At 37.1% G+C, this 26,796-nt stretch carries 28 protein-coding genes and 1 tRNA gene; 24 read left to right on the plus strand and 5 right to left on the minus strand.

Translation table 11 applies throughout. The features are described 5' to 3' along the window. The first annotated feature begins 1 nt into the window (after window position 1). Complete coding sequence (locus FEE95_RS03175) at window positions 2–1,465, plus strand: DUF2779 domain-containing protein (protein WP_138656379.1); 1,464 nt, start codon at window positions 2–4, stop codon at window positions 1,463–1,465. Continuing rightward, entirely contained in the window at window positions 1,466–2,353 is an 888-nt protein-coding gene (locus tag FEE95_RS03180) for an Abi family protein (RefSeq protein ID WP_138656380.1), read from the plus strand. It begins immediately after the preceding gene. A 207-nt stretch (window positions 2,354–2,560) separates the two neighbouring features. Here FEE95_RS03180 and FEE95_RS03185 read toward each other — a convergent pair. Further along, window positions 2,561–2,641 (minus strand) — tRNA-Leu (locus FEE95_RS03185). A 140-nt stretch (window positions 2,642–2,781) separates the two neighbouring features. Here FEE95_RS03185 and FEE95_RS03190 point away from each other — a divergent pair. The 3 genes from FEE95_RS03190 to pth all read left to right on the plus strand — a co-directional run bounded on the left by FEE95_RS03190 (window position 2,782) and on the right by pth (window position 5,113). After that, window positions 2,782–3,723: a ribose-phosphate pyrophosphokinase gene (locus FEE95_RS03190; protein ID WP_138657547.1), complete on the plus strand. Its 942-nt coding sequence runs from the start codon at window positions 2,782–2,784 to the stop codon at window positions 3,721–3,723. Between the two features lie 24 nt (window positions 3,724–3,747). Beyond that, entirely contained in the window at window positions 3,748–4,416 is a 669-nt protein-coding gene (locus tag FEE95_RS03195; protein ID WP_138656381.1) for a 50S ribosomal protein L25/general stress protein Ctc, read from the plus strand. Window positions 4,417–4,483: 67 nt separating this feature from the next. Then, window positions 4,484–5,113 (plus strand): aminoacyl-tRNA hydrolase, encoded by a 630-nt coding sequence (gene pth, locus FEE95_RS03200; protein ID WP_138656382.1) that lies wholly within the window; start codon window positions 4,484–4,486, stop codon window positions 5,111–5,113. Window positions 5,114–5,116: 3 nt separating this feature from the next. Here pth and FEE95_RS03205 read toward each other — a convergent pair whose 3' ends face one another. Both FEE95_RS03205 and FEE95_RS03210 read right to left on the minus strand, forming a co-directional pair. Beyond that, entirely contained in the window at window positions 5,117–5,797 is a 681-nt protein-coding gene (locus tag FEE95_RS03205; RefSeq protein ID WP_138656383.1) for a hypothetical protein, read from the minus strand. Beyond that, window positions 5,794–9,576 (minus strand): zinc-dependent metalloprotease, encoded by a 3,783-nt coding sequence (locus FEE95_RS03210; protein WP_138656384.1) that lies wholly within the window; start codon window positions 9,574–9,576, stop codon window positions 5,794–5,796. Before FEE95_RS03210 ends, FEE95_RS03205 begins: the two co-directional genes overlap by 4 nt. Before the next feature lie 51 nt (window positions 9,577–9,627). Between FEE95_RS03210 and FEE95_RS03215 the strand changes: the two genes are divergently transcribed. Beyond that, the gene (locus FEE95_RS03215) at window positions 9,628–10,557 is read left to right on the plus strand and encodes a bifunctional riboflavin kinase/FAD synthetase (protein ID WP_138656385.1); all 930 of its coding nucleotides are present in this window, start codon (window positions 9,628–9,630) and stop codon (window positions 10,555–10,557) included. Beyond that, complete coding sequence (locus tag FEE95_RS03220) at window positions 10,554–11,891, plus strand: HTTM domain-containing protein (RefSeq protein WP_138656386.1); 1,338 nt, start codon at window positions 10,554–10,556, stop codon at window positions 11,889–11,891. The genes FEE95_RS03215 and FEE95_RS03220 overlap by 4 nt, the downstream gene beginning before the upstream one ends. A gap of 66 nt (window positions 11,892–11,957) precedes the next feature. Here the strand turns inward: FEE95_RS03220 and FEE95_RS03225 are convergent, their stop codons facing one another. Then, window positions 11,958–13,667 carry a thrombospondin type 3 repeat-containing protein gene (locus FEE95_RS03225; RefSeq protein ID WP_138656387.1) on the minus strand — a complete coding sequence of 570 codons (1,710 nt, stop codon included), beginning with the start codon at window positions 13,665–13,667 and terminating at the stop codon, window positions 11,958–11,960. A gap of 208 nt (window positions 13,668–13,875) precedes the next feature. On the opposite strand from FEE95_RS03225, the gene serS reads away from it, so the two are divergent. Next, the gene (serS, locus tag FEE95_RS03230) at window positions 13,876–15,147 is read left to right on the plus strand and encodes a serine--tRNA ligase (RefSeq protein ID WP_138656388.1); all 1,272 of its coding nucleotides are present in this window, start codon (window positions 13,876–13,878) and stop codon (window positions 15,145–15,147) included. A gap of 16 nt (window positions 15,148–15,163) precedes the next feature. Here serS and FEE95_RS03235 read toward each other — a convergent pair whose 3' ends face one another. Continuing rightward, window positions 15,164–15,799 carry a hypothetical protein gene (locus tag FEE95_RS03235; RefSeq protein ID WP_138656389.1) on the minus strand — a complete coding sequence of 212 codons (636 nt, stop codon included), beginning with the start codon at window positions 15,797–15,799 and terminating at the stop codon, window positions 15,164–15,166. Window positions 15,800–15,951: 152 nt separating this feature from the next. Between FEE95_RS03235 and FEE95_RS03240 the strand changes: the two genes are divergently transcribed. From FEE95_RS03240 to FEE95_RS03315, 16 genes are all read left to right on the plus strand, one after another. Further along, the gene (locus tag FEE95_RS03240) at window positions 15,952–17,736 is read left to right on the plus strand and encodes a tetratricopeptide repeat protein (RefSeq protein ID WP_138656390.1); all 1,785 of its coding nucleotides are present in this window, start codon (window positions 15,952–15,954) and stop codon (window positions 17,734–17,736) included. A 96-nt stretch (window positions 17,737–17,832) separates the two neighbouring features. After that, window positions 17,833–18,144: a DUF4286 family protein gene (locus tag FEE95_RS03245; protein WP_138656391.1), complete on the plus strand. Its 312-nt coding sequence runs from the start codon at window positions 17,833–17,835 to the stop codon at window positions 18,142–18,144. Window positions 18,145–18,146: 2 nt separating this feature from the next. Further along, window positions 18,147–19,010 carry a 16S rRNA (adenine(1518)-N(6)/adenine(1519)-N(6))-dimethyltransferase RsmA gene (gene rsmA / locus FEE95_RS03250; RefSeq protein ID WP_138656392.1) on the plus strand — a complete coding sequence of 288 codons (864 nt, stop codon included), beginning with the start codon at window positions 18,147–18,149 and terminating at the stop codon, window positions 19,008–19,010. After that, window positions 18,997–20,349, plus strand: a complete 1,353-nt coding sequence (mgtE, locus tag FEE95_RS03255) for a magnesium transporter (protein ID WP_138656393.1) — start codon at window positions 18,997–18,999, stop codon at window positions 20,347–20,349. Before rsmA ends, mgtE begins: the two co-directional genes overlap by 14 nt. An 11-nt stretch (window positions 20,350–20,360) precedes the next feature. Next, window positions 20,361–20,726 carry a cupin domain-containing protein gene (locus FEE95_RS03260; protein ID WP_138656394.1) on the plus strand — a complete coding sequence of 122 codons (366 nt, stop codon included), beginning with the start codon at window positions 20,361–20,363 and terminating at the stop codon, window positions 20,724–20,726. Window positions 20,727–20,736: 10 nt separating this feature from the next. Next, window positions 20,737–21,678, plus strand: coding sequence for a 2-hydroxyacid dehydrogenase (locus tag FEE95_RS03265; RefSeq protein WP_138656395.1), 942 nt, complete (start codon window positions 20,737–20,739; stop codon window positions 21,676–21,678). A 9-nt stretch (window positions 21,679–21,687) separates the two neighbouring features. After that, entirely contained in the window at window positions 21,688–22,098 is a 411-nt protein-coding gene (locus FEE95_RS03270; protein WP_138656396.1) for a response regulator transcription factor, read from the plus strand. 107 nt (window positions 22,099–22,205) lie between these two features. Beyond that, the gene (locus tag FEE95_RS03275; protein ID WP_138656397.1) at window positions 22,206–22,667 is read left to right on the plus strand and encodes a DUF4199 domain-containing protein; all 462 of its coding nucleotides are present in this window, start codon (window positions 22,206–22,208) and stop codon (window positions 22,665–22,667) included. Between the two features lie 4 nt (window positions 22,668–22,671). Next, window positions 22,672–23,130: a DUF1801 domain-containing protein gene (locus FEE95_RS03280; protein WP_138656398.1), complete on the plus strand. Its 459-nt coding sequence runs from the start codon at window positions 22,672–22,674 to the stop codon at window positions 23,128–23,130. 40 nt (window positions 23,131–23,170) lie between these two features. After that, a complete protein-coding gene (locus FEE95_RS03285) occupies window positions 23,171–23,557 on the plus strand; it encodes a VOC family protein (RefSeq protein ID WP_138656399.1) in 387 nt (128 codons plus the stop codon). A 51-nt stretch (window positions 23,558–23,608) separates the two neighbouring features. After that, window positions 23,609–24,148: a TM2 domain-containing protein gene (locus tag FEE95_RS22455; RefSeq protein WP_138656400.1), complete on the plus strand. Its 540-nt coding sequence runs from the start codon at window positions 23,609–23,611 to the stop codon at window positions 24,146–24,148. An 82-nt stretch (window positions 24,149–24,230) separates the two neighbouring features. After that, a complete protein-coding gene (locus FEE95_RS03295) occupies window positions 24,231–24,554 on the plus strand; it encodes an ArsR/SmtB family transcription factor (protein WP_138656401.1) in 324 nt (107 codons plus the stop codon). A gap of 9 nt (window positions 24,555–24,563) precedes the next feature. Next, on the plus strand, window positions 24,564–25,052 hold the full coding sequence (locus FEE95_RS03300) for a DUF6428 family protein (RefSeq protein WP_138656402.1): 489 nt from the start codon (window positions 24,564–24,566) through the stop codon (window positions 25,050–25,052). Between the two features lie 27 nt (window positions 25,053–25,079). After that, the gene (locus FEE95_RS03305; RefSeq protein WP_138656403.1) at window positions 25,080–25,652 is read left to right on the plus strand and encodes a hypothetical protein; all 573 of its coding nucleotides are present in this window, start codon (window positions 25,080–25,082) and stop codon (window positions 25,650–25,652) included. A gap of 1 nt (window position 25,653) precedes the next feature. Continuing rightward, entirely contained in the window at window positions 25,654–26,154 is a 501-nt protein-coding gene (locus tag FEE95_RS03310) for a GNAT family N-acetyltransferase (RefSeq protein WP_238474491.1), read from the plus strand. Between the two features lie 8 nt (window positions 26,155–26,162). Beyond that, window positions 26,163–26,789 carry an arsenate-mycothiol transferase ArsC gene (locus FEE95_RS03315; protein ID WP_138656404.1) on the plus strand — a complete coding sequence of 209 codons (627 nt, stop codon included), beginning with the start codon at window positions 26,163–26,165 and terminating at the stop codon, window positions 26,787–26,789. Window positions 26,790–26,796: the final 7 nt, after the last annotated feature.

Genomic DNA, 26,796 nt, shown 5'->3' on the forward strand with positions numbered 1-26,796 from the left:
TATGCAACTCTCCAAAACAGACTTCATTCAATACCTAAATTGCCCTGAATCTTTGTGGCTACTTAAAAACAAGCCTAAAGAATTCAACAAATACAAAGGAGAGTTTTCATTGTTCCTTGAAAAGCTAATTAAAGAAGGTTATGAGGTAGAAGAATATGCCAAATTATTATTTCCAGAAGGAATCAACCTTCCTGAAAATTCTACTCCCCAACATACCCAACAACATTTGGATTCTGAAAGTAATGTACTCTTCCAACCTTCATTTTTAACCAAAAAAGGAGCATTTGCAAGAATAGATGTTTTAGAAAAATTGATAGATAACACCTATCATATTTATGAGATTAAATCTGCTTCAAGTATAAAAAAAGGTAAACTAGAAGATACATGCTTTCAAAAGTATGTGTTGCAAGAATGTGGCTATACCGTTTCGAAAACCTCAATTATCCATCTTAACAAAGAATATGTAAAACAAGGGGAGATTATCCCTGATGATTTATTAGAAATTGCAGACGTAACTGAACAAATAGACAGCATCTATTCAACTGTAGTTAATGATATTAATGCAGCACTACATTTTATTAACAAAGAAGTTATAGTCGAAAACCAATGTTCTAGTCGATATAAAACAAGAAGCAATCATTGTGACACCTTTAAATATTTTAATAAAGATGTTCCTGATTTTAACATCTATGAGATTGCTAGAATTTCAGCTAAAAAAATAGGGCTACTAGTTGACAACAACCAATTAGACATTTTAGATATACCCTTAGATTTTGATTTAAGTGTAATTCAGCAAACACAGGTAGAATCAGTAAAAAAAGAACTGGTGGTAATCAACAAGCTGTTAATTGACAAAACATTATCGAATCTTAAATTTCCTCTCCACTTTGTAGATTATGAAACCTTTCCAACGGCCGTTCCTAAAGTAGATAAAATGGGCCCTCATAACCATTTAGTTTTTCAGGTCTCTATTCACTCATTAAAAGAAAATGGAGTATTGACTCATTTTGAATGGTTAGGCGAAAAATTAGAACAGCCAATTGAAATGCTAAAACAAATGCAAGATTTCACAGGTTTAAAAGGTACTTTCATTTCTTGGAATGCACCGTTCGAAATAAGCAGAAATAAAGATATGTTGGCTTGGATTCCAGAGTTTTCGGAATATTTAAATTTTATGAATGCCCACATGTTTGATTTAATGAACGTATTCAAAACCGACTACGTAGATTATAGATTCCACGGCTCCACTTCTATTAAGAAAGTGCTACCTGTTTTATGTCCTCAATTTTCATATTCTGATTTGAAAGTGTCCGATGGCACTATGGCACTGGATACTTGGGGCAGAATGGTCTGCGACCCAAATTTTGATGAAGATGTGGAGCAGACTAGAAAAGACCTCTTAGAGTATTGCAAGTTGGATACTTTGGCTATGGTTAAGATATATAAGGTTTTAAAAAATATTTGAATGGGGAAAAAAGCGACAAATACAAATGTTCAAATTGAATTATTAAAAGGTCGAGGATTAATTTTAGATTATGATGAAGCTAAAATAAAAGAGTTTTTATTAGATATTGGCTACTATAGACTGGGATTCTATTGGCATCATTTTGAAATAGATGTTGATCATAATTTTGCTAAAGGCAGCAAGTTAAGTGATGTTATTGCTCTGTACTACCTTGATGTGGACTTAAGAACAATTTTATTAAGGTATTTGAATCGTATAGAAATACATTTTAGAACCAAGGTTATTTATTATGTTTCAAATAGGTTTAAAGCTTCACCTGCTTGGTTTGCTGATGACGGCGTAGTCAAAAATAGCTTTATTCATAGTACACCTTACAAAACAAGTATGCTTAACAGAGTTTATACCCCTGAATTCATAAATAACAATAAAACATTAAAAAAGCATCATCAAAATAATCCCGAAGACACCTATGCTCCTGCATGGAAAACTTTAGAGTTCTTTACTTTTGGAGTGTTATTGAACTTATACAAGGAAATTAGAGATGAAGATATTAAAAAAAGGGTTTCGGAAAGCTTAGGTGTTTTTAACCCTAAAAAATTTGAAAACTTAATGAGCACTGTAGTACTAATAAGAAATATTTGTTCACATGGTGATGTGCTTTATGATTTCAAGACTCCTAGAGGATTATCTGTTGTTCCTGGTATAGATTTTGAAGGGAGTGATAGGAGTTCCCTAAGAGCTAGCATAAAAGTTATTGAATATTTGTTAAAACATATTTCTGTTAATAGAAAAAATGACTTTCTAAATGAAATTGACAACTTGTTTGCTGAAAACTCTAAAAATGAGACTATTAAAAAAATAATTACTGGTAAGATAAAATATAAATAACTTTTTGTAGTTTTGTACTAGTGCACTGCTATTCATTTAATTGCTTTAGTTTCTGCACTTAAAAAGAATAAAATTAAAACCCAGACTTGCTCTGGGTTTTTTCATTTTCTACTTTATGTACCCTAAATTTATCCCCATTCTGTTACTAATATGTTACTATTAAAATTACAAAACCCTGTTAATCAATTGATTAACAGGGTTTTTATGTACTCGAGGTGGGAATCGAACCCACACTCCAAAGGAACTGGATTTTGAATCCAGCGCGTCTACCAGTTCCGCCACTCGAGCGTTTAAAATTAGGATTGCAAAGCTAAAAAAATATTTGATTCTAAAAATGAAAATAACAACAATTATCCTTTAGCAACACAAATTAATTTTTAAATTTGCACCTCCTTAGAAATCAGGGATTAAAAGCAGTAGAAACCATTATGGCATATCAAGTTCCAGAACCTAAATTTTTTGCCTGTTCAAACAGTAAAGATTTGGCCGAAAAAATTGCCAAGTCCTATGGCACAGAGTTAGGCAATGTTAATCTATCTAGATATAGCGACGGTGAGTTTCAGCCTTCTTTTGAAGAATCTGTTCGTGGCGCAAGGATTTTTCTAATAGGCTCAACACATCCTAGTTCTGAAAACTTGATGGAGATGTTATTGATGTTAGATGCTGCGAAAAGAGCATCCGCTAGGCATATTACAGCGGTAATGCCTTATTTCGGATGGGCGAGACAAGATCGTAAGGACAAACCCCGTGTACCGATAGCCGCTAAGCTAATTGCCAAAATGTTAGAAACCGCAGGTGCGACTCGAATTATTACCATGGATTTACATGCCGATCAAATTCAAGGGTTCTTCGAAAAACCTGTTGATCACTTGTTTGCTTCTACCCTATTTTTACCTTACCTAAGGGATTTAAACCTGGATAATCTAACCATAGCCTCACCTGATATGGGAGGTTCAAAAAGAGCTTACGCTTATTCGAAGGCTCTTGCTTGTGATGTAGTTATCTGCTATAAGCAAAGAGCAAAGGCAAATGTTATATCTCACATGGAACTTATTGGCGATGTAACCGGAAAGAATGTTGTCTTGGTTGATGATATGGTAGATACAGCAGGGACCTTAACTAAAGCGGCTGACTTGATGATGGAAAGAGGTGCGCTAAGTGTTCGGGCGATTACAACACATGGTTTATTGTCTGGTGATGCTTATGAGAAAATAGAAAAGTCACAACTGCTTGAATTAATCGTTACAGATTCGATTCCAGTCAGAAAACAAAGTGATAAGGTTAAGGTTTTAAGCTGTGATACCCTTTTTGCAGATGTTATGCATAGGGTACACAACAATACTTCGATTGCATCGAAGTTTCTAATGTAGAATTATTAATTTTTAATATATATAATGAAGTCAATTACAATTAAAGGATCAGAAAGAGAAAGCGTGGGCAAAAAGGCAACTAAGGCCCTACGTAATGCTGGAATGGTTCCTTGCGTAGTATACGGAGGGGAAAAACCACTACACTTTTCAGCACCTGAATTAAGTTTTAGGGATTTAGTGTACACCGGCGCAGCCCACACCGTAAAGGTTGACTTGGGAGAAGGTAAGGTAAATGCAATTATGCAAGATATTCAGTTTCACCCTGTTACTGATAAAATTTTGCACATTGATTTTTATCAACTCTTTGATGACAAAGAGGTCACAATGAACATACCGGTAAGACTGGTTGGAAACTCACCAGGAGTTAGAAATGGTGGTCGCCTTCTGTTCAGAAAGAGAAAACTGGCTATTAAAGCTTTACCAGATAAATTACCGGATTTCTTTGATATCGATATTTCAAAATTGAAAATCGGTGATAACATTACGGTTGAATCATTGTTAAACGACGATTTTTCTATTCTTCACCCAGAATCACAAGTAGTTGTGCAAGTTAAAACTGCTCGTGCTGCTATTGTTGTCGAAGAAGATGAAGAAGAAGGAGTTGAAGGTGAAGAAGGAGCTACGGCCGAAGGAGGCGATGGAGCTGCTGCTGAAGGTGGAGATGCACCTGCAACCGAAGGTGGGGAAAACTAGGAATTGGATTTCTTATATCTATAAAAAGCATCCGTCATTTGGCGGATGCTTTTGTATTTTTATACGGATGTTCAGATTTTTAAAATTCTTATTTGACAGTCAACCTGCAATTTTAGAAGAAACAGATAGTATGAAGAAATTCTTAATTGTCGGATTGGGCAATATTGGCAGTGAATATTCAGAGACCCGACACAATATTGGTTTTAAGGTCCTAGATGCTCTTTCTAGAAAAGAAGAGTTCAACTTTGAAACCGCAAAACTGGGTGACCTTGGAATATTCAAAGCAAAAGGGCGGAGCATTCTGTGCTTAAAACCTTCCACCTTTATGAATTTAAGTGGGAAAGCACTGAAATATTGGATGGAAAAAGAAAAGGTTCCCTTAGAAAACGTTTTAGTAATTACGGACGATATCAACTTAAATTTTGGTGTTGTAAGAGTAAAAACGAAAGGTAGCGATGGGGGTCATAATGGGTTAAAAGATATTCAAAACGTATTACAAACTACAGTTTACAATAGGTTTCGTTTTGGAGTTGGTGCCGAATTCAGCAAGGGCCGTCAGGTGGACTATGTCTTGGGGGAATGGAATGATGAAGAGAGGGAGCTATTGAAGGAACGTCTTGATAAGTCCTGTGATATTGTACGTTCCTTCGTTTTATCAGGTGTAAAGAATACGATGAATCAATTTAATGGCACTTAATCGTCAAAGAGCTCTAAACTCGAAGATGCCTGAGTCTGAAGTATTTCCCTCACTATCTTTTGTTATTACCCTCCAATAATAAACTGTATTTGCAACTACCGAAACTTTTGTATCTGTAGCATCAGGTCCTGGCGTGGAAATAGAGGTTTCTGGAGGAGTTTCAGTAGAAAGAAAAAGTTCGAAACCAATAATATCATCATCCACATCAGCACCCGACCATCTTAAGACCACATCGTTATTGATATCTTTAAAAGCACTGGCGCCCATTTTTGGCTCTACAATCTCTGCAGGAAAAGGTGCATAGGTCGTTTCAAATCCGGAATTATAAAAATTCCATGAAGGGCTAGAGGCGGTTTGCAAAACGGCTGAATTTTTAGAAATTACTACCCATGAGTAAGGTGTACCTTTTGCAATAGGTAGTTTTGCGCTCGTAGTGGTTACTGTAACATCTTGCTTATTTCCATTTTCCAAATTCGTTACGATAAGTTCATAGGTTTCCGTATTGCTAGAAGCCCCCCACCGAAACTCTACTTGGCTAGTTGTTGCATTAATATCCTCTCCAGTAGTACACTCTGAGTTTTTTTCCGGAAATACAAGTTGAACGCTTTCCGGTGGCTTAGGTGGTTCTTTCTTCTTACAACCCAGCAGGATTACTGCAACTATAAGTATGGACAAAAATCTCATCTTTTGATTACTTTGGAAGTTCCCTTTATATTATCTGCTTCAAATTGAATAAAGTACAGGCCAGTGGACAAGGCCGTTAAATCTAATTCTTGTTCAGTTGAATTGACAGCATATTCGCTATCAAGAACCAATCTACCATTTGCTGCAAAAATACGAACCTTCACCTCATCAACGGTAGTTCCGAAGAACACCTTTATGAAGTCCCCAAATGGATTTGGATAAACAAAGGGTTCATCAGAAAACAGGAATTTCTCTTCATAAGTACCTTGGCAAGGTAGATTTGTAGTTACTTTCAAGGTATTCAAACCAGCTTTAAGATCTAGACTGACTTCTGAACCTTCAACCTGACGAACTACTCCGTTTAAATCTATATTATAAATAGAAGCACCTTCCATTTCCAAATCGACAAAACTTCCATCTAGTGAGGCTGTTGATGAAACACTTAAAATTTGCGGTTCTTCAATTACCACATCAAAACATTGTTCTGAAGACACAAGCGTTCCATCTGTCGCTGTTATACATAAATTGTAGGTTCCGGCAGCCAAATTGTTTAACGTAAGTGAAGGCGTGGTGAAATCATTGGAACTATTTGTGCCGTTGCCTGTAAGAACGGCGGTATAATCTAAAGCTGATTGTGCATTAACCACTATTGAACCATCATTGCTACTGCGACATGACTCGCTTCTTGCCTCTATTCTATAATTAGAAGGGGAAACAACAAGTATCGGACAACCTGATGTATCTACTTGAGTTCCAGCAGGCGTATCTAGGCACAAATCGGGACCATCATCAAAAACCCCGTCATTATCCGCATCTGGCCTAAATTCCCCTTCAGCACATATTTCAAGAGAAAATTCTTTTAATACTCCTCCATCGGAAGGGGCATTATCTGACACAGTTAAAATCCATTCACCAAGGGTAGACTGCCCATTAAAAGAACTTAGTGCGCCGAGGGGTTTCACAGTACCGCTTATAGCAGGATTCTCTTGACATATAAAACCAGTAGCACTATCGTCAAAAGTTGCGTTCACATTTCTCGAATCATCACAGGAGTTATTGATAAGAACAACCGTCGTTCCGGAGGGAGAAGTTAATGTAACCACCAAGTCCTCAAGAAAAGAGTGATCTAGTTCTAGGCGTACATTGATATCCGCAATTGGCAAATCGTCAAAGACCGAAATACTAGAGAATACTTTGGGCGTACCAGCTGCTGAAATTATTGCAGGTAGGTCAGATGCATCTTTGACTTCACAGCTAAAAGGAATAGTAATAAAACTAAATGGGGCGCCAAAAACTCCTTCTCCACAACTATTTTTTGATTTGACTCTCCAATAGTACTCTGTAAAATTTTCGAGATTGGACGGTGTAAATGAATTACTTATCACAGAACCTGTTTCAATAATATCAGTAAATGCCTCATCTCTAGCAATTTCAATATCATAGGAAGTAGCCAAATCATCTACCTGCCATTCAAATAGCATCGTCGTAGAAACATCTATTTCATCATCGTCCGGTGCGGTTAGTAAAACATCGGAAAAGTTGGCGTCGTAGACGTTTAAATTAAAGGTAACTTCTTTTGTCGAGGATGCTGTACTTGCCAATACTCGAATAGGGTAAGCACCTATCGCTAGGTTTTGAGTATTTGTAAAAGTGACCTCCACTGGGGTGCCGTTTGCAACTGCTGTTTCAGGAAAAATAGTTATATCAACACCAGATGGTGGAGTCGCTATACTAAAAGTAGCTTCTTCATTAAAGCCTAAGAATGTCTCATAAGTGAATGGAACGACTAAAATATCCGAAGCACATACCTCTGGTTCCAACTCTGCAAAATTCATTATTATCTCAGACTCGGTAATTATAAAATTTGATGAATTGACCGCAAAAAAGATATTATCATGCGCCTTTACCATAATACGTGCTGCCGCTGCTGGACTTGCAGGAATCTGGACAATGTGACTGCCATCATTTGGAACATCTTCCGCCAGTAATGTTGGGAATGTAGCTCCTCCATCCGTGGAGAGAAAAATATCCACCGTCTGCGCATTGATAGGAGCCTTTTCTGTATTTGCAACATCCCATGTAATTTCCTCCGTGTCTCCTGTACTTAATTCTATATTCGAGGACTGTGAGGTTACGATAAAAGGTCCTGCACTGTTATCAACAAATACATTTACCAAATCAGAGGCCACTTGGCCACCACCCAAAGCGTTATCTCTTACCGTAAGTGCAAAATTCAACTCTCTCTCTATGTTTGATACCGTTTCCCATTCCGAGTCAATGGTTGGGTTAGTCTCTGTCAATTGACCACTCAGAACACGAGTTAATCTTGGGAAATAACGTTCTGGATTTGTTGACGGCTTTACAGACCGGAAATTACTTCCTTCTTGGTTGTTTGGACCGAAGGCTGACTGTGGGACTTCACCATCATCAATTTGCTCCCATGTATAGGTTAAAATATCACTAGTATCAGTATCAGTGGCATCCCCACTTAAAACAAAAGGTGTAGAAATAGGGATAGTGAATGCTCCTGTAGGTGTGACCACCGGTGGACTATTTGTTAAACTAATAGTTTCACCACAACTAATAGAACCTAAATAATCTGTAATCTCAACAATACTAATGTAATGAAAGTAATCATCACCATTTAAGGCCACATTATTTATACCCGTAATTCCTGCATACCCCATAATCGTAGTTCCTGAACCTGGTTCAATCTGAGATAGTGAATCTTCGTCTTGAAAAGACCAGGTATGTCTCGCACTAAATTGATGTCCTATCTCGTGCGCTATAATATCCAAGTCAAAGAGGTCTCCAATTGGGTCAGGAGTCGCTCCATAGGCACTACCTTTTCTATTGTCAACGCATACCGCACCTAAAAAACCAGAATTACCATCAACACCATTATCTATTTTATGGAATAAAATACCCAAATCATAGTTTGCTTCCCCTATTGTAGTGGTGAGTTCATTCTGCACTTTCGAGCTCAGACTACCACTATATGGATCTTCCTCAGCATCTGTGAAAATTACCTGATCAGTATTGGCAACTAGTTCAAATCGAATCGCCAAATCCGTTTCATAAACTTCATTAACTCTGGTAACCGTGGCATTAATGGCTGCAAGAGCATCGGCTACCGTGCCACCGTGATATTCGGTATATTCACCCGAAGCTGATACTGCTAGTCGAAATTTACGCAATGACTGACCTGTGACCGGTTGCTTGAAAGTTGATAGATTACTAGTCTTAGATAATTTTGCTTCCGTCGAACACCACAATTCATCAGTCAAAGATGGATTTGAATCCCTATCGTAAATCACATACTTTCCATTTGCGTCTTTTTGCATAAAAGTTGAACCCCTTTTATCCGAATGAACAATCATACTTTGCACACCGTTGTGCGAAACACTAAATCGAATCTTGTCCTTAGCTTCATTTAATGTATGACCAGCATAAGATTTGATACTAGGGTATTTCTTCGAGAGTTCGGGAGATAAAACAGGTTGTTCACTTACTCGAAAAGCAATGAATTCTCCATTCTCATTAGGAAAATAGACTATTTTGGCGGTGCCTTTCGAAACAGAAACATCCTTCAGTTCTTTTCTAAACATTTGCTCATCAAATGAAAAGATTTGACCTTTTTGGACATTAAAACGATCTGAAAAACTCTGGTCCAATACTCCTTTCGTAACATCTTGCTGCCAATACCCAGTTTGAGCAGAACCGTAAAAGGAAAGAAATGCTATGGTAATTGAAAAAACAAGACGTAATTTTGTTATCATCAATGGGGATTTTCCAAACTCAAATATAAGCCTTTTTATCTTCTATATTTAGTGGTAACTGTTCAAAGCATCAAGGAATACGACCAAAAACACTCGACTGTCATTACCATTGGCACTTTTGATGGTGTTCATATCGGCCATCGAAAAATACTCGAACGTTTGATAAAAGGCGCAAGCGTTTCAGAATTTAAATCGATGGTACTTACTTTTTTCCCTCATCCAAGAATGGTACTCCAAAAAGACTCGAACATCAAATTGATAAATACTATTGAGGAGAAGACGAAAATTCTTAAAAACCTAGGATTAGATTATTTGATAATTCACCCATTCACCTCAGATTTTTCTAGACTTTCAGCTACCGAATTTGTTCGGGATTTACTTGTAAACAAACTACAAACCAAAAAAATAATTATAGGTTATGATCATCGTTTTGGTCGAAACCGCACGGCCAACATTACAGACTTAATAACTTTCGGAAGTACTTTCGATTTTGAAGTTGAAGAAATTTCGGCTCAAGAAATAGACGATGTATCCGTCAGCTCAACCAAAATTCGCAAAGCACTTGAGGAAGGTAATATTCAAACCGCCAATGCATATTTGGGCTATAAATATATGCTCACGGGAACGGTGAAAAGAGGAAAAGGCTTAGGTAGGAAATTGAATTTTCCAACAGCCAATTTGCATATTGCCGAGGACTATAAATTAATTCCGAAAAACGGTGTTTATGTTGTACAATGCAAAATGAATGACTCTATAGTCTCGGGAATGATGAATATTGGATTTAACCCTACTGTTGATGGAACCGAACAAACAGTGGAAATACATTTCTTCGATTTGGACAAAGACCTTTATGGACAAAAATTGCAAATTGATATCATCGAACGTATTCGCGATGAACACAAATTTGAGTCTGTTGATGCGCTCAAAGTGCAGCTTTTGAAAGACAAAGAAACATCTCTTTCCATACTAGCAAAGTTATGAACGCCTTGAGTCAGTTGCTGTTTACTAAAATTGACAATTCTTCTTTACTCATTTTCCGTATTTTCTTTGGAATTCTAGTTTCGCTTGAATGTTACGGCGCGATTCTCACGGGTTGGGTTCGAGACACTTTAGTCGATCCCCAATTTACCTTTAACTTTATAGGTTTTGATTGGTTACAACCGCTTCCTGGATATGGTATGTATATCTACTTTTTCGTTATGGGAACACTTGGTGTGTGCATAGCGCTAGGCTACAAATATCGATTTAGCATTATTTCATTCACTATACTTTGGACGGGTGTTTACCTAATGCAAAAATCATCCTATAACAATCACTATTATTTGCTGATTTTAATATCGGGCATTATGTGTTTCTTTCGTGCAAATGCTGGATATTCCTTGGATGCAAAAAAGAATCCATCCATACGCACAGAACATATGTTTGGCTATGTGAAATGGGCAATTGTACTGCAACTTTTCATTGTGTATACCTACGCATCGGTAGCGAAGTTGTATGGAGACTGGTTGGATTTCGGAATTATAAAAATCTTGATGTCAAATAAGGCGGATTACTATATTATCGGAGACCTGTTACAGCAGCCTTGGATTCATAAAATTATAGGCGTGGGTGGTATTTTGTTCGACTTATTAATAGTGCCTGCCTTGCTTTGGAAGCCCTCCCGAAAATTTGCATTTTTTGCATCTATCTTCTTCCATCTTTTCAATTCCATTGTCTTTCAAATAGGGATATTCCCTTATTTATCCCTTGCATTCATAGTTTTCTTTTTTGAGGCTAAAACCATTCGAAATATCTTTTTCAAAAAGAAAACGCTTTACTCCGGAAATACTATAGAAATACCTTCCTTTAAAAACACAGCATTGCTTCTGGGAAGTATATATTTCATCATTCAATTGGTCTTGCCCATACGGCACTATTTTATAAAAGACGATGTTTTATGGACGGAAGAGGGGCATCGTATGAGCTGGCGAATGATGCTACGAAGTAGAACAGGAACAATTACATTCAATGTAGTTAACGAAGAAACCAAAGCTACCTCCTTTGTGAATCTTGATGATTATCTGAGCAAAAAGCAAAAAAGAAGAATCGCAGCTTACCCTGATTTTATTTGGCAGTTTGCCCAACGCTTAAAAAAGGAATATGCCAAAAAAGGGGAAGTTGTTTCCGTATTCGCCTTAAACTCCAAAGTAAGCATTAACGGAAAACCCTACCGCGCTTTTATCGACCCAAAAGTTGATTTAGCCAATGAGTCTTGGAATCATTTTGGACATCACGAATGGATATTGCCTTCTGATAAAATTAGTTCTTCAAAATAGTTACCAACATGATTAGGCTTAGATTAAAGAACGTGATAAACTCAAAATTAAACAAAACTTAGGCAACTAATTATCACAATCGTTTGTTACGAAAGTAGATCCAGGTGCTGTAATAATCGATTCTACATATTCAGGTAAATCAGCCTCAATACAAATATTTCGACCTCGATAAGCATAACTGGAAATAACAAATTTTTCCAATTTATCGTTTGCACCATTTTTTAAATCTATAAATTTAAAGTCCGAATACGAGGTCTCTAACCAAATTTTGCGGAGATTCGCATTATTCACTAAACTAAGTACCGGCATGTCAGTTCGAAGTAGTAAATGAAATTCTTCTAAGGATGGTATATTTGCTAATACGTTATCAATATCCGAAAACGTGACCCAATTAAATTTCAAAACCTTAAGATTAGGGTTGTTACTTAAATCTAAGTTGTTTACATAAGTTTCGCAACCTCCACTACTTGGACCTCCACCGTTAATTCGTAACTCTTCTAATTGAATATTTTTTTTCAAACTAAATTCATCGACTACTTCGATACAATTAAAGCTAATTTTCTTTAAATTAATATCACTTAACAAGTCAAAAAAGTTAGTTCCCGACAGGGGGTGGTGGATAATAGTAAGAGATTCAAGGGAAACGAAATCCTGAAGCCCTGTGAAATCTTCAATAGGGAGACTAATTTCAGAAGCATAAGGCTCACCATCTAAATATTCTAAATAATGAAATTGTTTTAAAGTAAGTTCTAACAGATTCTCAATATTTGCAGTCAACACATAATCATCAATAACATAATCATAACCGAGTAAAATAAGAATTTTTTCAAAGTTATCATCTGGCACGTAGGTTTTTAAAGTCGAATCTAATTGCCTTTGCGAGCAACCATTAACATCTACTTCTTCTCCAGATGTAGTTTCCGGGCATTGATCATCAGCATCCATTACACCATCACCGTCGGTGTCTATCTGACTATCTGAGCAACCTAATGCATTAACACTTTCTCCTGTAGGTGTGTCAGCACATTCATCTAAATCATCGGTCACCCCATCTACGTCAGTATCTTTTTGACTGTCGGAGCAGCCCGTAACATCTACTGCTTCTCCAGATGTAGTTTCTGAACATTCATCATTCGCATCCATAACACCATCACCGTCGCTATCAATTTGACTATCGGAACAACCTAAAGCATTCACACTTTCTCCTATTGGTGTGTCTGCACATTCGTCTATATTATCGGTCACTCCATCCTCATCACTATCCTTTTGACTGTCCGAACAACCATCTTCATCTACTGTTTCATCCGTTGGCGTATTTTCACAGGTATCTAAATCGTCCGTCACTCCGTCCTCATCAGTATCTTTTTGACTATCTGAACAACCATTGGCGTTAACAGATTCACCTTGTGGAGTATTTTCACATTGGTCTATATCATCTGAAACCCCGTCTTTGTCGCTGTCAAGCTTCTCAAAAATGGCAGTAAGCTGTTTATGAGTGTCCATTGTCAATGTAATACTTTTTGATGATGATTTCGAAGCACCATCCCAAGTACTAAAAACAAAGCCTTCATTTGCAGTAGCAATAACTTCAACATCTGTATCAGAAGGAAAATTTCCATCTATTGGAGTAACTTTTCCGCCTTCTTGAGGTTGGATTGAAGTCGTTAGGTCAAAATTTACTACTTCATCTTTATTTGAACAGGAACCAGCAATTACAAATAAAATGAAAGCTGCAAAAATTGGTTTAATAATCCTAATCAATGGAATTACAAACATGATGAAAAACTTAGATTACTAGAAGATTCTATAGTAAAAGTATTTTAAATAAAAGATATATATTCTTTAATCAACAACTTTTACCAAAATTTATACCTAAAATATAATGATTCATCTTTAAAAATAGCGCTTTAAGATTCATCGGAAGATTATAAAATTGATTCGTTAGTCAATTAAAAGTAACTTTGTATTTCAAACAGAAATTATAATGCTACAGTTACAGACCATTCGAGAAAAGAAAGACGAAATCGCAAGCGCTTTACAAAAACGAAATATCGATGCGACTTCCCTTTTGAATGGTATTCTTCAGTTGGATGAAAAACGTAGAGCAACCCAAACTGAGTTAGATAGTAAACTTGCCGAATCTAATAAAATTTCGAAAGAAATCGGGATGCTTTTCAAAAGTGGAAAAGCAGAGGAAGCTAGTGTTTTAAAGGAAAAAACAGGAGTTTTAAAAGAAGATTCTAAGCGATTGGGTGAAGAGTTGAATGCGGTTGCAGAGGAATTAAGACATTTACTATACCAGATTCCGAATGTGCCTCATGAGTCAGTTCCTGCGGGAAATACAGACGAGGATAATGAAGAGATTTTTAAAGAAGGTGATATTCCCACTTTAGTTGATGGTGCCCTCCCCCATTGGGAGTTGGCAAAAAAATACGACATCATTGATTTTGAACTTGGGGTTAAAATCGCAGGAGCAGGTTTTCCAGTATACAAAGGAAAAGGTGCTCGTTTACAACGTGCTTTGATTTCTTACTTCTTAGATAAAAATGCTGAGGCGGGTTACACCGAAATGCAAGTACCTCATTTGGTGAACGAAGCATCAGGACTCGGAACAGGTCAATTACCGGACAAAGAAGGTCAAATGTATCATGTGGGTGGCGATGACTTATATTTAATCCCAACTGCCGAAGTACCCGTTACAAATTTGTTTCGTGATGAGATTCTGAATGAGAAAAACTTTCCAATATGTTATACGGCGTATACGCCTTGTTTTCGTCGTGAGGCAGGTAGTTATGGGGCCCATGTTCGCGGTTTGAACCGATTACACCAATTTGACAAGGTGGAAATTGTTCGTGTTGAACATCCGGAGAACTCTTATAAAGCCTTAGACGGAATGGTAGAACATGTGAAATATATCCTTCGAGAATTAAAACTTCCCTATCGCATTTTAAGATTATGTGGTGGTGATTTAGGATTTACTTCTGCTTTAACTTTTGACTTTGAGGTATTTTCTACAGCGCAAGATCGTTGGTTGGAAATCAGTTCGGTTTCTAATTTCGAGACCTATCAAGCAAATCGTTTGAAACTGCGCTTCAAAGACGAAAACGGAAAAAGTCAATTGGCACATACCTTAAACGGAAGTGCATTGGCTCTACCGAGGGTACTAGCCGGTATTTTAGAAAATTACCAAACGGCGGATGGTATTGATATTCCTGAAGTTTTAGTGCCGTATTGCGGGTTTGACAAAATAGACTAAGGCCTTCAATTCGCCTTTATTCATCTTCAAACCTTGTATTTACGAAGACAATATTGCTATCATAGAATTTAGCAACTTCGTACATGTTTGAAAATTTGAACCAGTCTTTATCATTCGTTTTATCGCGCCAAAGAGCGCTATCACCGAATAAGTTATAAAGAGTTCGTTTGAACTTCGCTTTTGTAACCGAAGTATAAATTCCTTCTTTATAAACCAAAAAGCGCAGCGATTCCGGTTTTGAACTCTTGGTAAATTTAGGTTCAAAAAATACTTGAATAGTGCTGCCCAGGTACATATTTAGATAGAACATTTTGTCAAGAGGTTTCTTAAAATCCTTAGGTAGGGATATCAACTCAAAATCTCCCCATTGAATCGCATCGCATGTTTCCGCCATGAAAATCTGAGAAAAATCATTGGTATTTTTTCGAAACTCAATGTGTTCAGATAGAGTACCCGATTTAATTTCAAAACGAATTTGGCCATAATATTTTTCACCATTGCTCAATGCCATAAGCCCGTCTTGCCACTGCTCAATACCCTTTTCAATGTACGCTTGTTGCAATGAGTCGACCTGCGCAAACAAACCAAAAGACAATGATAAAAAGCAGCATATGATGAATTGCTTGAAGTTACGATTCGTGCTTACAAACATAATTGTAGGTTTTTTCTTACTATATTTATTCAATAACGCCCATTACGAAAGATTGTTGTTTCTTCTGGGTACAAAAAGTACTGCTTGCTTCTAAACACCGTTTAACCTTGTATTATGTGAATTCTTCCATAGAACTGCGGTATATTTACAGTATGAAATCATGCCTTTGCATCTTTCTTCTATTCCTAACAACTTCTCTTTTTGCTCAAGAAGATTTCTTGGCAAAGCGTTACTTTGAGGATGGAGATTACGAGAAAGCAGTTGTTTTTTATGAAAAACTGGTCGAAAAAGACCCGAGAAGAACTGATTACACCGAAGGTCTAATAGCATGTTACCAACAATTGGAACGCTATGAAGATGCTCAGAAATTTCTTTTGAACGCACTAGAACTAGGTAGGCCTTACCCCACCCTCTATATTGAACTGGGCTATAACTATACCTTGCAGGATAGTACGGGAAATGCCAACATATATTATGATAAGGCAATTGCCAAGATTGATGAAAATCCGAATTACGGCTACGGCATTGGATTTCGCTTTCAAAAATATTCACTTTTAGATTATGCTATCAAGGCCTATTCGAGGGCAATGGAACTAAACTCAAAACTAGATTATAATTATCAGATGGCTCGGATATATGGTGAACAGGGCAATATTGATAAAATGTACAGTTCCTATTTAACACTGATTCGGGAAGGAAAATCTTCAATGTCAAATGTGCTCCGGAACTTTGACGACTTCGTTAGTGAAGATGCGGAAGCTGAAAATAATATCAAACTTAAAACCATCCTGCTACAAAATGCTCAAAAAGACCCGGATGTACTCTGGAATCAATTGTTAAGTTGGTTATTTGTACAGCAAAAACAGTATAGTAGTGCTTTCCGTCAAGAAAAAGCCATTTACAAACGTATGGATGGTTCATCAATGCAAAGACTTGAAAACTTGGGGAACTTAGCTTTAGATGATAACGATACCGAAGTAGCGCAAAGCATTTTTGAATATATAATTGAAAACACTAACGACGAGGTTACCAAACTAAACGCCCAATTAAACATCATAGACATTCAATTGCTAGATGCTAATGAAAAAGTATTAAATACCGTACAAAAGCAGTACGACGAGCTTATTGAAATTCATGGTTATAAAAGTCAAACGCTTCAATTGCAAATTGCATATGCTAACTTCTTAACGTTCAAAAGAGATAGCCCGGAACCGGCCATTGAAATTCTAAAAAATAGTTTGGAACTTCCCCTAAATGCCAGAGGAACCGCCTATGTAAAATTAACCTTGGGCGATATTTTAGTTTTTAATAAAAAATTTAATGAGGCACTTATCTACTTTTCCCAAATTCAGAAAAAACTCAAGAATGATGTGTTGGGACAGAATGCTCGCTACAAAGTAGCACAAACCAGCTTTTACAAAGGTGATTTCGATTGGGCCTTGACACAGTTGAAAGTTCTGCGTGGTTCAACTTCACAGTTAATTGCCAATGATGCCATGCAATTGAGCTTGTTGATTTCAGACAATTCACTGGAAGACTCTACACAAACGGCATTAAGAAAGTATGCTCGTGCGGATCTGCTAGCTTATCAAAATAAAACAAAAGAAGCCATCGATGAATTAAATGGAATTCTCCTCGACCATAAAGGTGAAAAAATAGAAGATGAAGCTCTTTTAAAACAAGGAGAGCTTTTAGAAGGAATAAAAGACTACGCAGCTGCAGAATTGAATTACCGCAAAATCATAGAATTCTACGGCACTGGAATTCTAGCAGATGACGCTTATTTTCAATTGGGCGAATTATACCGAAATGTGCTAAATGACCCTGAGAAAGCCAAAGCACAATACGAAAAGATTATTTACAATTACCAAGACAGTTATTACTTTCCGCAAGCGCGAAAAAACTTTAGAAGGCTAAGGGGGGATTCTATAAATTAAGCTCAAGTTCAAAACGCAAACTCAAACTCAAAATCAATTTTGAATTAGAATTTGCAAGATTCCCGCCTTCGCGGGAATGAAAAAATAAATCTATTTATGTACATATACAACGTTACCATCAATATAGAAGAATCTGTTCATGACAATTGGTTTAAATGGATGAAGGAAACCCATATTCCCGACGTTCTAGCAACCGGGAAATTCCTCAATGCCAAAATGTGCAAAGTTTTAGTGGAAGAAGAAATGGGAGGGGTCACCTACTCTGTTCAATATACCACAACAGATAAACAAACATTAGAGCGATATTACAAAGAAGATGCCGACCGATTACGTCAAGATATCACCAAACTATTCGCTGGAAAATTCGTAGCATTCCGCACTGAGTTGGAAATCGTTAGTGAGCACTAGGTATGGGTAAAAGCAAGAAAAAGTCCTATCAGACTTGGAAAGACAAAAAGAAACGAGATGATAGCCCAGTTAAGGCCAAAAAACATCTCGGACAACACTTTTTAAAAGATGAAACTATTGCACGGCAAATTGCTGAAACACTTTCCTTTAAAGGCTACAAAAATGTCCTAGAAATCGGTCCAGGAACCGGAGTTCTTACGAAGTACCTTTTGATGAATCCCATTGATTTAGTGGCAATGGATTTAGATTCAGAATCCATCATTTATCTAAATCATAGCTTTCCGCTAGAACATCCTAAGGTTTTACAAGGTGAGTGTTCTTTCAAAGTTATCGAAGCAGACTTTTTAAAGTATGACCTATCAAAATTATTTGGAGAAGAACAATTCGCGGTGACCGGAAACTTCCCATATAATATTTCCACCCAAATTGTTTTTAAAATGCTGGAAATGAAGGAACAGATTCCTGAATTTTCGGGGATGTTCCAAAAAGAAGTAGCCGCCCGTATCTGTGAAAAAGAAGGAAATAAGACCTACGGAATTCTATCAGTTCTCGTCCAGACCTTTTATGATGCAGAGTACTTATTTACCGTTCATCCACAGGTATTTGACCCGCCTCCTAAAGTGCAATCTGGAGTATTACGTTTGACCAGAAAAGAAAATTTCAAACTTGATTGTGATGAAAAATTATTCTATCAGGTAGTAAAGGCCGCCTTTAATCAACGTAGAAAGACCATCCGCAACAGTTTAAAAACCTTCGGGCTTTCTGATATTCTCAAAGAAGATGCTATATTTGACCGACGCCCTGAACAATTGGCAGTAGCCGATTTTATCGGGTTGACGAAGAAGATAGCAAATGACATCCTTTAAACTCACAGATGAGCTCCTAGCTCGAATTGCACAGCTGATCGAGAATCAAAAAGATTCCGCCTTGGTATCCCTTTTGGAAGAGGTCCACTATGCCGATGTTGCTGAAATTGCCAATGAGCTAAAGGTTGACGAAGCAACCTATCTTATCAAACTCCTTGATAGTGATAAAACTTCCGATGTTCTTACAGAGTTGGATGAGGATGTGCGTGAAGCTATTCTTAGTAATCTTTCTACAAAGGAAATTGCAGAAGAATTAGAGGAACTCGACACCGATGATGCCGCAGATATTATTGCTGAACTTCCTGATGAAATAGTTCAAGAAGTTATCTCGGAAATCGAAGATAAAGAACATGCCAAAGACATTGTCGACTTACTTCGCTATGACGAAGATTCCGCCGGTGGACTTATGGCAAAAGAACTGGTCAAGGTCAAAGAAAACTGGAATGTGCTCACTTGTGTGAAGGAAATGAGGTCTCAAGCCGAAAACGTTACTCGCGTGCATTCCATTTATGTTGTAGATGATGAAGAAAAACTTATAGGTCGTTTGTCTTTAAAGGATTTACTGACTACCTCCACGACCTCACCTATTCGGGATGTTTATATTCCAAAAGTAGATTCTGTCAATGTAAATGAGGACCCTGAAGAGGTTGCCAAAATCATGTCGAAATATGACTTGGAAGCTATTCCCGTAGTTGACGAAATTGGGCGATTGGTCGGAAGAATTACTATTGATGATATTGTAGATGTAATCAAGGAAGAGGCGGATAAAGATTACCAATTGGCAGCTGGTATCTCGCAAGATGTCGAAGCTGATGATAGCGTTTGGGAATTGACACGTGCGCGTTTACCTTGGCTTATTCTTGGGCTTTTTGGCGGATTAGGTGCGGCTGCAATAATGGGTGGTTTTGAGGAGATGATTTCAAAACATGCCATACTATTCTTTTTTACTCCTTTGATTGCTGCGATGGCTGGTAATGTTGGTGTACAGTCGAGTGCTATTATCGTTCAAGGTTTGGCGAATGATGATTTAAAAGGGAGCGTTGGAAATCGCTTAATAAAAGAAATGCTTTTAGCATTGCTAAACGGACTTATTCTAGCTGCAATTTTACTCCTATTCACCTGGTTTTGGAAAGGAGATTTTTTAACTGCCCTAGCTATTTCAATTTCTTTAATAGCTGTAATAATAGTAGCGGGTTTCATAGGCACCTTCACCCCACTTTTCTTAGATAAAAGAGGTATTGACCCGGCCATAGCAACAGGTCCTTTTATAACAACAAGCAATGATATCTTTGGTATCTTGATATATTTCTGGATTGCCAAGCTTGTTTTAGGAATTTAAAATTTTCAATCATGAAACCCATAAACCTAAAAGAAAAACATTCCCTTTTCACCAAGCAATGGCATCCGCATCAAATAGCAGTTGTTGATGACATGCAGGTTATTCTTGCTAAAGTACAAGGCGAGTTTGTTTGGCATGCTCATGAAAATGAAGATGAGCTTTTTCAAGTTTTAAAAGGAACTCTTTATATGAAGTTTCGCGACCGGATAGAAGTTGTCAAGGAAGGGGAAATTATTGTGGTACCAAAAGGGGTTGAACACTGTCCGTCAACTAAGGATGGCGAAGAGGTTCATCTTTTGCTTTTCGAAAAACAGAATACTGCTCATACCGGGGAGCTCGAACATGAAATGACGCAAAACCATTATCCCAAAATCTAAATTCTTTTTTATGAAAATCCTACACTTAGATACCAATCACCCTTTAATAATAGAACAATTTGAAGCGCTTGGGTTTCAAAATGATGAGGATTACACTTCGTCAAAGACAGAAATTGAACAGAAGATTCATGCCTATGACGGTATAATCATTAGAAGTCGTTTTTCTTTGGATGAGGCATTTCTTGATAAAGCTACAAACCTAAAATTCATTGGAAGGTTAGGCGCCGGATTGGAAAACATAGATACCGCTTATGCCAAATCTAGAGGTATTTTTCTAGCAGCCGCACCAGAGGGAAATCGGAACGCTGTAGGTGAACATGCCTTGGGTATGTTACTCGCGCTTTTCAATAAATTACATACAGCAGATCGGGAAGTCCGCTCTGGAAAATGGGACCGCGAAGGCAATCGAGGACTGGAATTAGAAGGCAAAGTAGTAGGAATCATTGGCTACGGAAATATGGGCAAAGCCTTTGCCAAAAAACTAAAGGGCTTTGATGTAGCAGAGGTTATTTGCTATGATATTCAAGGTGGAGTCGGAGATGAAAATGCGCGTCAGGTGGGTATATTAGAATTGCAACAAAGAGCCGATGTTTTAAGTCTTCACGTTCCGCAAACCGAATTTACAATCGGTATGGTTAATACTGAATTCATCAGTGCATTTCAAAAATCCGTATGGTTGATTAACACTGCCCGTGGCAAATGTGTAGTTACTGAAGATTTGGTAGCTGCATTGAAGTCTAAAAAAATTCTTGGAGCCGGTTTGGATGTATTGGAATATGAAAAAACGTCCTTTGAAAATATGTTTGTTGATGCTCAAATGTCAGAAGCATTTCAATATCTTATCGATTCAAAAAATGTAATTCTATCTCCACATGTTGCCGGTTGGACGGTAGAAAGTAAAATTAAACTAGCCCAAACTGTTGTAGATAAAATCAAGGCGAAGTTTTGTTAACTTTAAAAGGTGAAAAAAACGGTTATCACTTTTGGCTTACTCATTCTAGCCTTGCTCCTACTATTTCAAATCAGCAAATACACACTTATCAGCGGTAATAGGAATATTGAAATAATAATTGCCGTTGTCGCAATTGTATTCTTTATTATTGGAATCTACCTAAATAAACGAAGTCTTCACAAGAAAGAGCTACCACAAAACGCAATTGACCATAAGAAGATTGCGTCTCTCGATATTAGCAAAAGAGAATATCAAGTATTAAAAGAAATCTCTTTAGGCTTATCAAATAAGGAAATAGGCGATAAACTCTTTTTATCCGAAAGCACGATAAAAACTCATGTGTCAAATATTCTAGTCAAACTAGATGCCAAACGAAGAACACAGGCAGTACAAATCGCCAAAAAACTTCGAATTATCTAAAATCATCTGAATAAATACTAAAGTACGAGCATTTTAGTACTTTAGTATGAGTCCCAAAAATTCCTCCGATTTTACTTTTGTTCTATCTAATAATAAACACAGGTATTATGAAAAACACAGTTATCAAATTCGGACTCTATGGTTTTCTTCTAGCCATAGTACTTTTTTTATCAGGACTTTATTTTGGAAAAGGAATGGACTTTTCTACCCAAGAGGTTGTGGGTTATCTCACCATGGTTGTCTCATTGTTATTTATTTTCTTCGGGATAAAACACTTTCGAGATAACATAAATAGCGGGGAAGTTACTTTAACCAAAGGTCTTCTAATTGGTATATTAATATCAATCTTTACAGCGAGTGGTATCGCTATTGCCGATTTCATCTATACCTCAGTTATCAATCCTGATTTTTTTACAGATTACGTGGCTATGATGCGAGAACAAGGGCACACGGAAGAAATTCCCGATTGGTGTAGCGGTTTTATGGCCTTTATCATGTTCATAACTGTTCTCATTATAGGTTTAATAATTTCATTAATTTCAGCATTAATACTTCAACGCAAAAACTAGTCTTATGAACTACAAAGCAAATTCTCCAGAAGAATATATCAAGCAGCTTCCTGAAGAACGGCAACCTGTTATTACTAAGTTAAGAGCAATTATTTCCGAGAACCTACCGAAAGGTTTTCAAGAACAAATGAGTTATGGCATGTTGGGTTGGGTGGTTCCACATTCTATCTATCCAGATGGGTACCATTGCGATACAAAACTTCCCTTGCCCTTTATAAACATAGCTTCTCAAAAGAATTTTATTGCTTTATATCATTCAGGAATTTATGCCGACCAAAAACTACATGATTGGTTTGTAGCCGAGTACCCGAAGTATGTCAAGACAAAATTAGACATGGGCAAAAGTTGTATTCGTTTCAAAAAGTTGGAAACAGTTCCTTATGAACTAATCGAGGAGCTTTGCACTAAAATGACCGTTGAAAATTGGATATCGCTTTACGAAAAGAATGTAAAAAACAAATAGTATGATTCCCACCTTCGGGGGAATGACAAAAACACTTGTGATGAAAAAAAGAGTAACAGGTTTAGGAGGATTCTTCTTCAAATGTGAAGATCCAGACGGAATAAAGAAATGGTATAAAGAGCGATTAGGAATTCCAACGGATAATTATGGTTGGACGTTCTGGTGGAAAGACAAAGATGGGAATGATTGCTCTACACAATGGAGCCCCATGAATGAAGACACAAAATATTTTGCGCCAAGTGAAAAGCAATTCATGATGAATTTTAGGGTTGAAAATTTAGTTGAGCTATTAGCCGTTTTGAAAAAAGAAGGTGTTACCGTGGTCGGTGAAATAGAAGAATTTGAGTATGGCAAATTTGGTTGGATTCTAGACCCCGAAGGCAATAAACTAGAGTTATGGGAGCCTATTGACAAAGCATTTCTCTGATTTATAAATATTTGCTACATTTAGCAACAATAATAACCAAAAAACAATACCATGTCAGAAGAAAACAAGGATTTAGGCGATATGGCCGATGATGCGATGGATAGTGCTAAAGAAGGAGCAGAAAATCTAGCGGATAAGGCTGAAGATGCTTTTGATTCCGCTAAAGAGAAGGCAAGCGAGTTAGGAGATAAAGCAAGTGAGAAGTTTGATGATGCAAAAGAAGCTACTAAGGAGTTCGCCGAAGATGCTAAGGAAGCAGCAAGTGATTTTGCGGATGATGCAAAGAAGACCGCAAATGAATTTGCGGATAGTGCCAAAGAGGCCTTCAACACTTCATCAACAGAAAACAAAAAAATGCTTGCCGGTATACTAGCGATTGTATTAGGTTCACTTGGAATTCACAAGTTCATCCTAGGATATCAAAAAGAAGGAATTATTATGCTAATTCTTGGTATTTTAGGTTTTTTCACCTGTGGAATAACCTCGATGATTTCATGGATTGTCGGTCTTGTAGAAGGTATTATGTATCTCACAAAGTCGGATGAAGAATTTTACAATACCTATCAAGCAGGTCAGAAACCTTGGTTCTAATTAATTAAAGAAAGTCAGATTTTTTGAGTTTGACTTTTTTTATATTATTTATTATCGTAATATTGCAATATATAAATATGTAATGGGAATTACCAAGACACAAATATTCAATAACAGACAAAATGAATTGGCTACAATCTTTAAAGTATTGGCCAATCCAGCACGCATTGCTATTCTACAGTATATAAGTGGGCAGAAGGCCTGTATTTGCAATGATATTGTTGATGAAATTGGGCTCGCCCAGCCCACAATTTCCCAACATCTGAAAGAATTGAAAAGTATTCATTTGATAAAAGGTGCAATTGATGGAAAAAAAGTCTGCTATTGTATCAACCTTGAAAAATGGAAGGAAATACAAGACCTCTTAAACTCCTTCTTTGATAAAACTAAATTTAATTGTTGTTAAAATATAATTATGAAAACAAACGAACTTTTATCCCTTTTGAAAGACAATCCAGGTAAAATACTATTGTTTGAATACAAACCGAACAGCTTCATAAGATCAAACTATCACATCACAGAAATCAAAAATATTACGGTTGATTCTGTTGATTGTGGTGCAAAAACTGATTTCTGGAAGGAAACAATCATCCAACTGTGGGAAGACCCGAATGAAATAGATACCGAAGGCACCATGACAGCTTTCAAAGCCTTAGGTATTCTAAATAAAGTTGACTCTATAAAACCTATGGAGAGAGAAGTTGAAGTAAAATTCGAATATAGCAATCCCAATTTTCATATGGCGCAACTCTTTGTAAATGATGTTGAACTATCAGAAGACAGAATCATAATGAAGTTAGGTGTTGAGCAAACAGATTGTAAGGCAAAAGAAACTTGTGGGGTTACTGTAGAAGCCAGTGCTCAAGAAAGTAATTCCTGTGCTCCAGGAAGCGGATGTTGCTAATTAATAACTAACTAAAACCAAAGTATTATGGATATTCTATTTTATTTAGCGACCGCCAGTTTGATTCTCTTTATGTTGCTGGCGACTTACGACGGGTTCTATCTCCACATCTGGAAATATAGACTTTTTGATAGAGAAGAAAGCCTATTTGAACATAAGACGCATACGGTTAGAGCCATTTTGTTTCCATTGATTGTTTGGTTATTGTTTATAAACGAAACCAGCTTTTCATTTTTCTTAACTGGAATTGCTCTGGTAGTTATAGACATCATTGTATTAGGCATAGACGCATATCATGAAAAGGAAAGCAGAAGCTTTATGGGCGGACTACCCAAATGGGAATATATCGTACATCTTTTTGCCAATGCCTTTCATTTTTCGGCAATTATTCTTGTTTTAGCTTTACGTCTAGATATCTCCGAAGGAGCTATGCTTTTTGTGGATTCCATCGCAGTATCTCAAGCCAATACACTGTTTCAATTTGTTTCGGTAAACGTTATTCCCGGTGCGACAATCTTGGCCTTATTGCATTTCATTCTAATGCTAAAAAAACCAAAGAATATTTGGCTAAATTACCGTTCAAAAGTAACTTGCTGCTAGTATGCCTAAAGATATAAACACCAGAAAAATGGAAGCTTCTGATTGGGATGCAGTTTCCAAAATTTACACCGAAGGTATTGCTACGGGTTTTGCTACTTTCGAAACAAGCATACCAACTTATGAAGCGTGGGATGCAGCTCATATGCAGACCTGTAGACTTGTCGCTGTTACAGGTAATACAATTCTCGGCTGGGCCGCACTATCCCCAGTTTCCAGTAGATGTGTTTATGGAGGAATCGGAGAAGTAAGTGTCTACGTTAGCTCTAATGCTCGTGGTAAAGGTGTTGGTAAACTTTTAATGCAAACCTTGATTCAAGAAAGTGAAGCAGAAGGCCTTTGGACTATTCAGTCAGGAATTTTCCCAGAAAACGAAGGAAGTATTGAACTCCATAAAAAGATGGGCTTCCGATATATCGGCAAACGTGAACGAGTTGGCAAATTGGATGGTGTTTGGAAAGATAATTTGCTTTTCGAGAGAAGAAGTGAAACAGTTGGCACATAGAAAAAGAGATGGCAGAAGAACCAGTATTTCCTGAGATAGGACAGACTATCTCATCTTTGGATATCGACCAAATTTCTGAAGGTCGAAAAGAAGTCTTAAACCCTTTGGTAAATTATATCAAAGAGAGAATAGCGAACAAAAAAGCAATCGCACTAAATTTCATTTGTACGCACAACTCAAGAAGAAGCCATCTATCGCAGGTTTGGGCACAAACTTTAGCACATTATACAGGTATTAAAAATATCGCTTGCTACTCCGGTGGTACCGAAGCTACAGCCATGTTTCCTATGGCCGCTGAAACCCTAAAAAATCATGGTTTTATGATTGCTAAATTATCTGTAACGGACAATCCTGTTTATAGTGTTAAGTATTCGGCAAACTCGCATCCTATTGTTGGTTTTTCTAAAACCTTCGATGATGATTTTAATCCTAAATCAAATTTCGCAGCCATAATGACTTGCTCATCAGCTGATAAAGGTTGTCCGTTTGTGGGAGGTTCTGATGGTCGTTTTCAGATAACTTTTGAAGATCCAAAAGCCTTTGACAATACACCTCAGCAAAAAGAAAAATATCGCGAAAGAAGTCTTCAAATTGCAACAGAATTGTTGTACGTAATGAAGCAAGCTGTGGAGTAGAATAGAC

Source organism: Maribacter algarum (ex Zhang et al. 2020) (assembly GCF_005885635.1).
GTDB classification, from domain to species: domain Bacteria; phylum Bacteroidota; class Bacteroidia; order Flavobacteriales; family Flavobacteriaceae; genus Maribacter_C; species Maribacter_C algarum.

Bases quoted from the DNA above. Each gene is read 5' to 3' on its own strand.
- FEE95_RS03175 (WP_138656379.1), top strand. From the start codon at position 2: ATGCAACTCTCCAAAACAGACTTCATTCAATACCTAAATTGCCCTGAA.
- FEE95_RS03180 (WP_138656380.1), top strand. From the start codon at position 1,466: ATGGGGAAAAAAGCGACAAATACAAATGTTCAAATTGAATTATTAAAA.
- FEE95_RS03190 (WP_138657547.1), top strand. From the start codon at position 2,782: ATGGCATATCAAGTTCCAGAACCTAAATTTTTTGCCTGTTCAAACAGT.
- FEE95_RS03195 (WP_138656381.1), top strand. From the start codon at position 3,748: ATGAAGTCAATTACAATTAAAGGATCAGAAAGAGAAAGCGTGGGCAAA.
- pth (WP_138656382.1), top strand. From the start codon at position 4,484: ATGTTCAGATTTTTAAAATTCTTATTTGACAGTCAACCTGCAATTTTA.
- FEE95_RS03205 (WP_138656383.1), bottom strand. From the start codon at position 5,797: ATGAGATTTTTGTCCATACTTATAGTTGCAGTAATCCTGCTGGGTTGT.
- FEE95_RS03210 (WP_138656384.1), bottom strand. From the start codon at position 9,576: ATGATAACAAAATTACGTCTTGTTTTTTCAATTACCATAGCATTTCTT.
- FEE95_RS03220 (WP_138656386.1), top strand. From the start codon at position 10,554: ATGAACGCCTTGAGTCAGTTGCTGTTTACTAAAATTGACAATTCTTCT.
- FEE95_RS03225 (WP_138656387.1), bottom strand. From the start codon at position 13,667: ATGTTTGTAATTCCATTGATTAGGATTATTAAACCAATTTTTGCAGCT.
- serS (WP_138656388.1), top strand. From the start codon at position 13,876: ATGCTACAGTTACAGACCATTCGAGAAAAGAAAGACGAAATCGCAAGC.
- FEE95_RS03235 (WP_138656389.1), bottom strand. From the start codon at position 15,799: ATGTTTGTAAGCACGAATCGTAACTTCAAGCAATTCATCATATGCTGC.
- FEE95_RS03240 (WP_138656390.1), top strand. From the start codon at position 15,952: ATGAAATCATGCCTTTGCATCTTTCTTCTATTCCTAACAACTTCTCTT.
- FEE95_RS03245 (WP_138656391.1), top strand. From the start codon at position 17,833: ATGTACATATACAACGTTACCATCAATATAGAAGAATCTGTTCATGAC.
- rsmA (WP_138656392.1), top strand. From the start codon at position 18,147: ATGGGTAAAAGCAAGAAAAAGTCCTATCAGACTTGGAAAGACAAAAAG.
- mgtE (WP_138656393.1), top strand. From the start codon at position 18,997: ATGACATCCTTTAAACTCACAGATGAGCTCCTAGCTCGAATTGCACAG.
- FEE95_RS03260 (WP_138656394.1), top strand. From the start codon at position 20,361: ATGAAACCCATAAACCTAAAAGAAAAACATTCCCTTTTCACCAAGCAA.
- FEE95_RS03265 (WP_138656395.1), top strand. From the start codon at position 20,737: ATGAAAATCCTACACTTAGATACCAATCACCCTTTAATAATAGAACAA.
- FEE95_RS03275 (WP_138656397.1), top strand. From the start codon at position 22,206: ATGAAAAACACAGTTATCAAATTCGGACTCTATGGTTTTCTTCTAGCC.
- FEE95_RS03280 (WP_138656398.1), top strand. From the start codon at position 22,672: ATGAACTACAAAGCAAATTCTCCAGAAGAATATATCAAGCAGCTTCCT.
- FEE95_RS03285 (WP_138656399.1), top strand. From the start codon at position 23,171: ATGAAAAAAAGAGTAACAGGTTTAGGAGGATTCTTCTTCAAATGTGAA.
- FEE95_RS22455 (WP_138656400.1), top strand. From the start codon at position 23,609: ATGTCAGAAGAAAACAAGGATTTAGGCGATATGGCCGATGATGCGATG.
- FEE95_RS03295 (WP_138656401.1), top strand. From the start codon at position 24,231: ATGGGAATTACCAAGACACAAATATTCAATAACAGACAAAATGAATTG.
- FEE95_RS03300 (WP_138656402.1), top strand. From the start codon at position 24,564: ATGAAAACAAACGAACTTTTATCCCTTTTGAAAGACAATCCAGGTAAA.
- FEE95_RS03305 (WP_138656403.1), top strand. From the start codon at position 25,080: ATGGATATTCTATTTTATTTAGCGACCGCCAGTTTGATTCTCTTTATG.
- FEE95_RS03310 (WP_238474491.1), top strand. From the start codon at position 25,654: ATGCCTAAAGATATAAACACCAGAAAAATGGAAGCTTCTGATTGGGAT.
- FEE95_RS03315 (WP_138656404.1), top strand. From the start codon at position 26,163: ATGGCAGAAGAACCAGTATTTCCTGAGATAGGACAGACTATCTCATCT.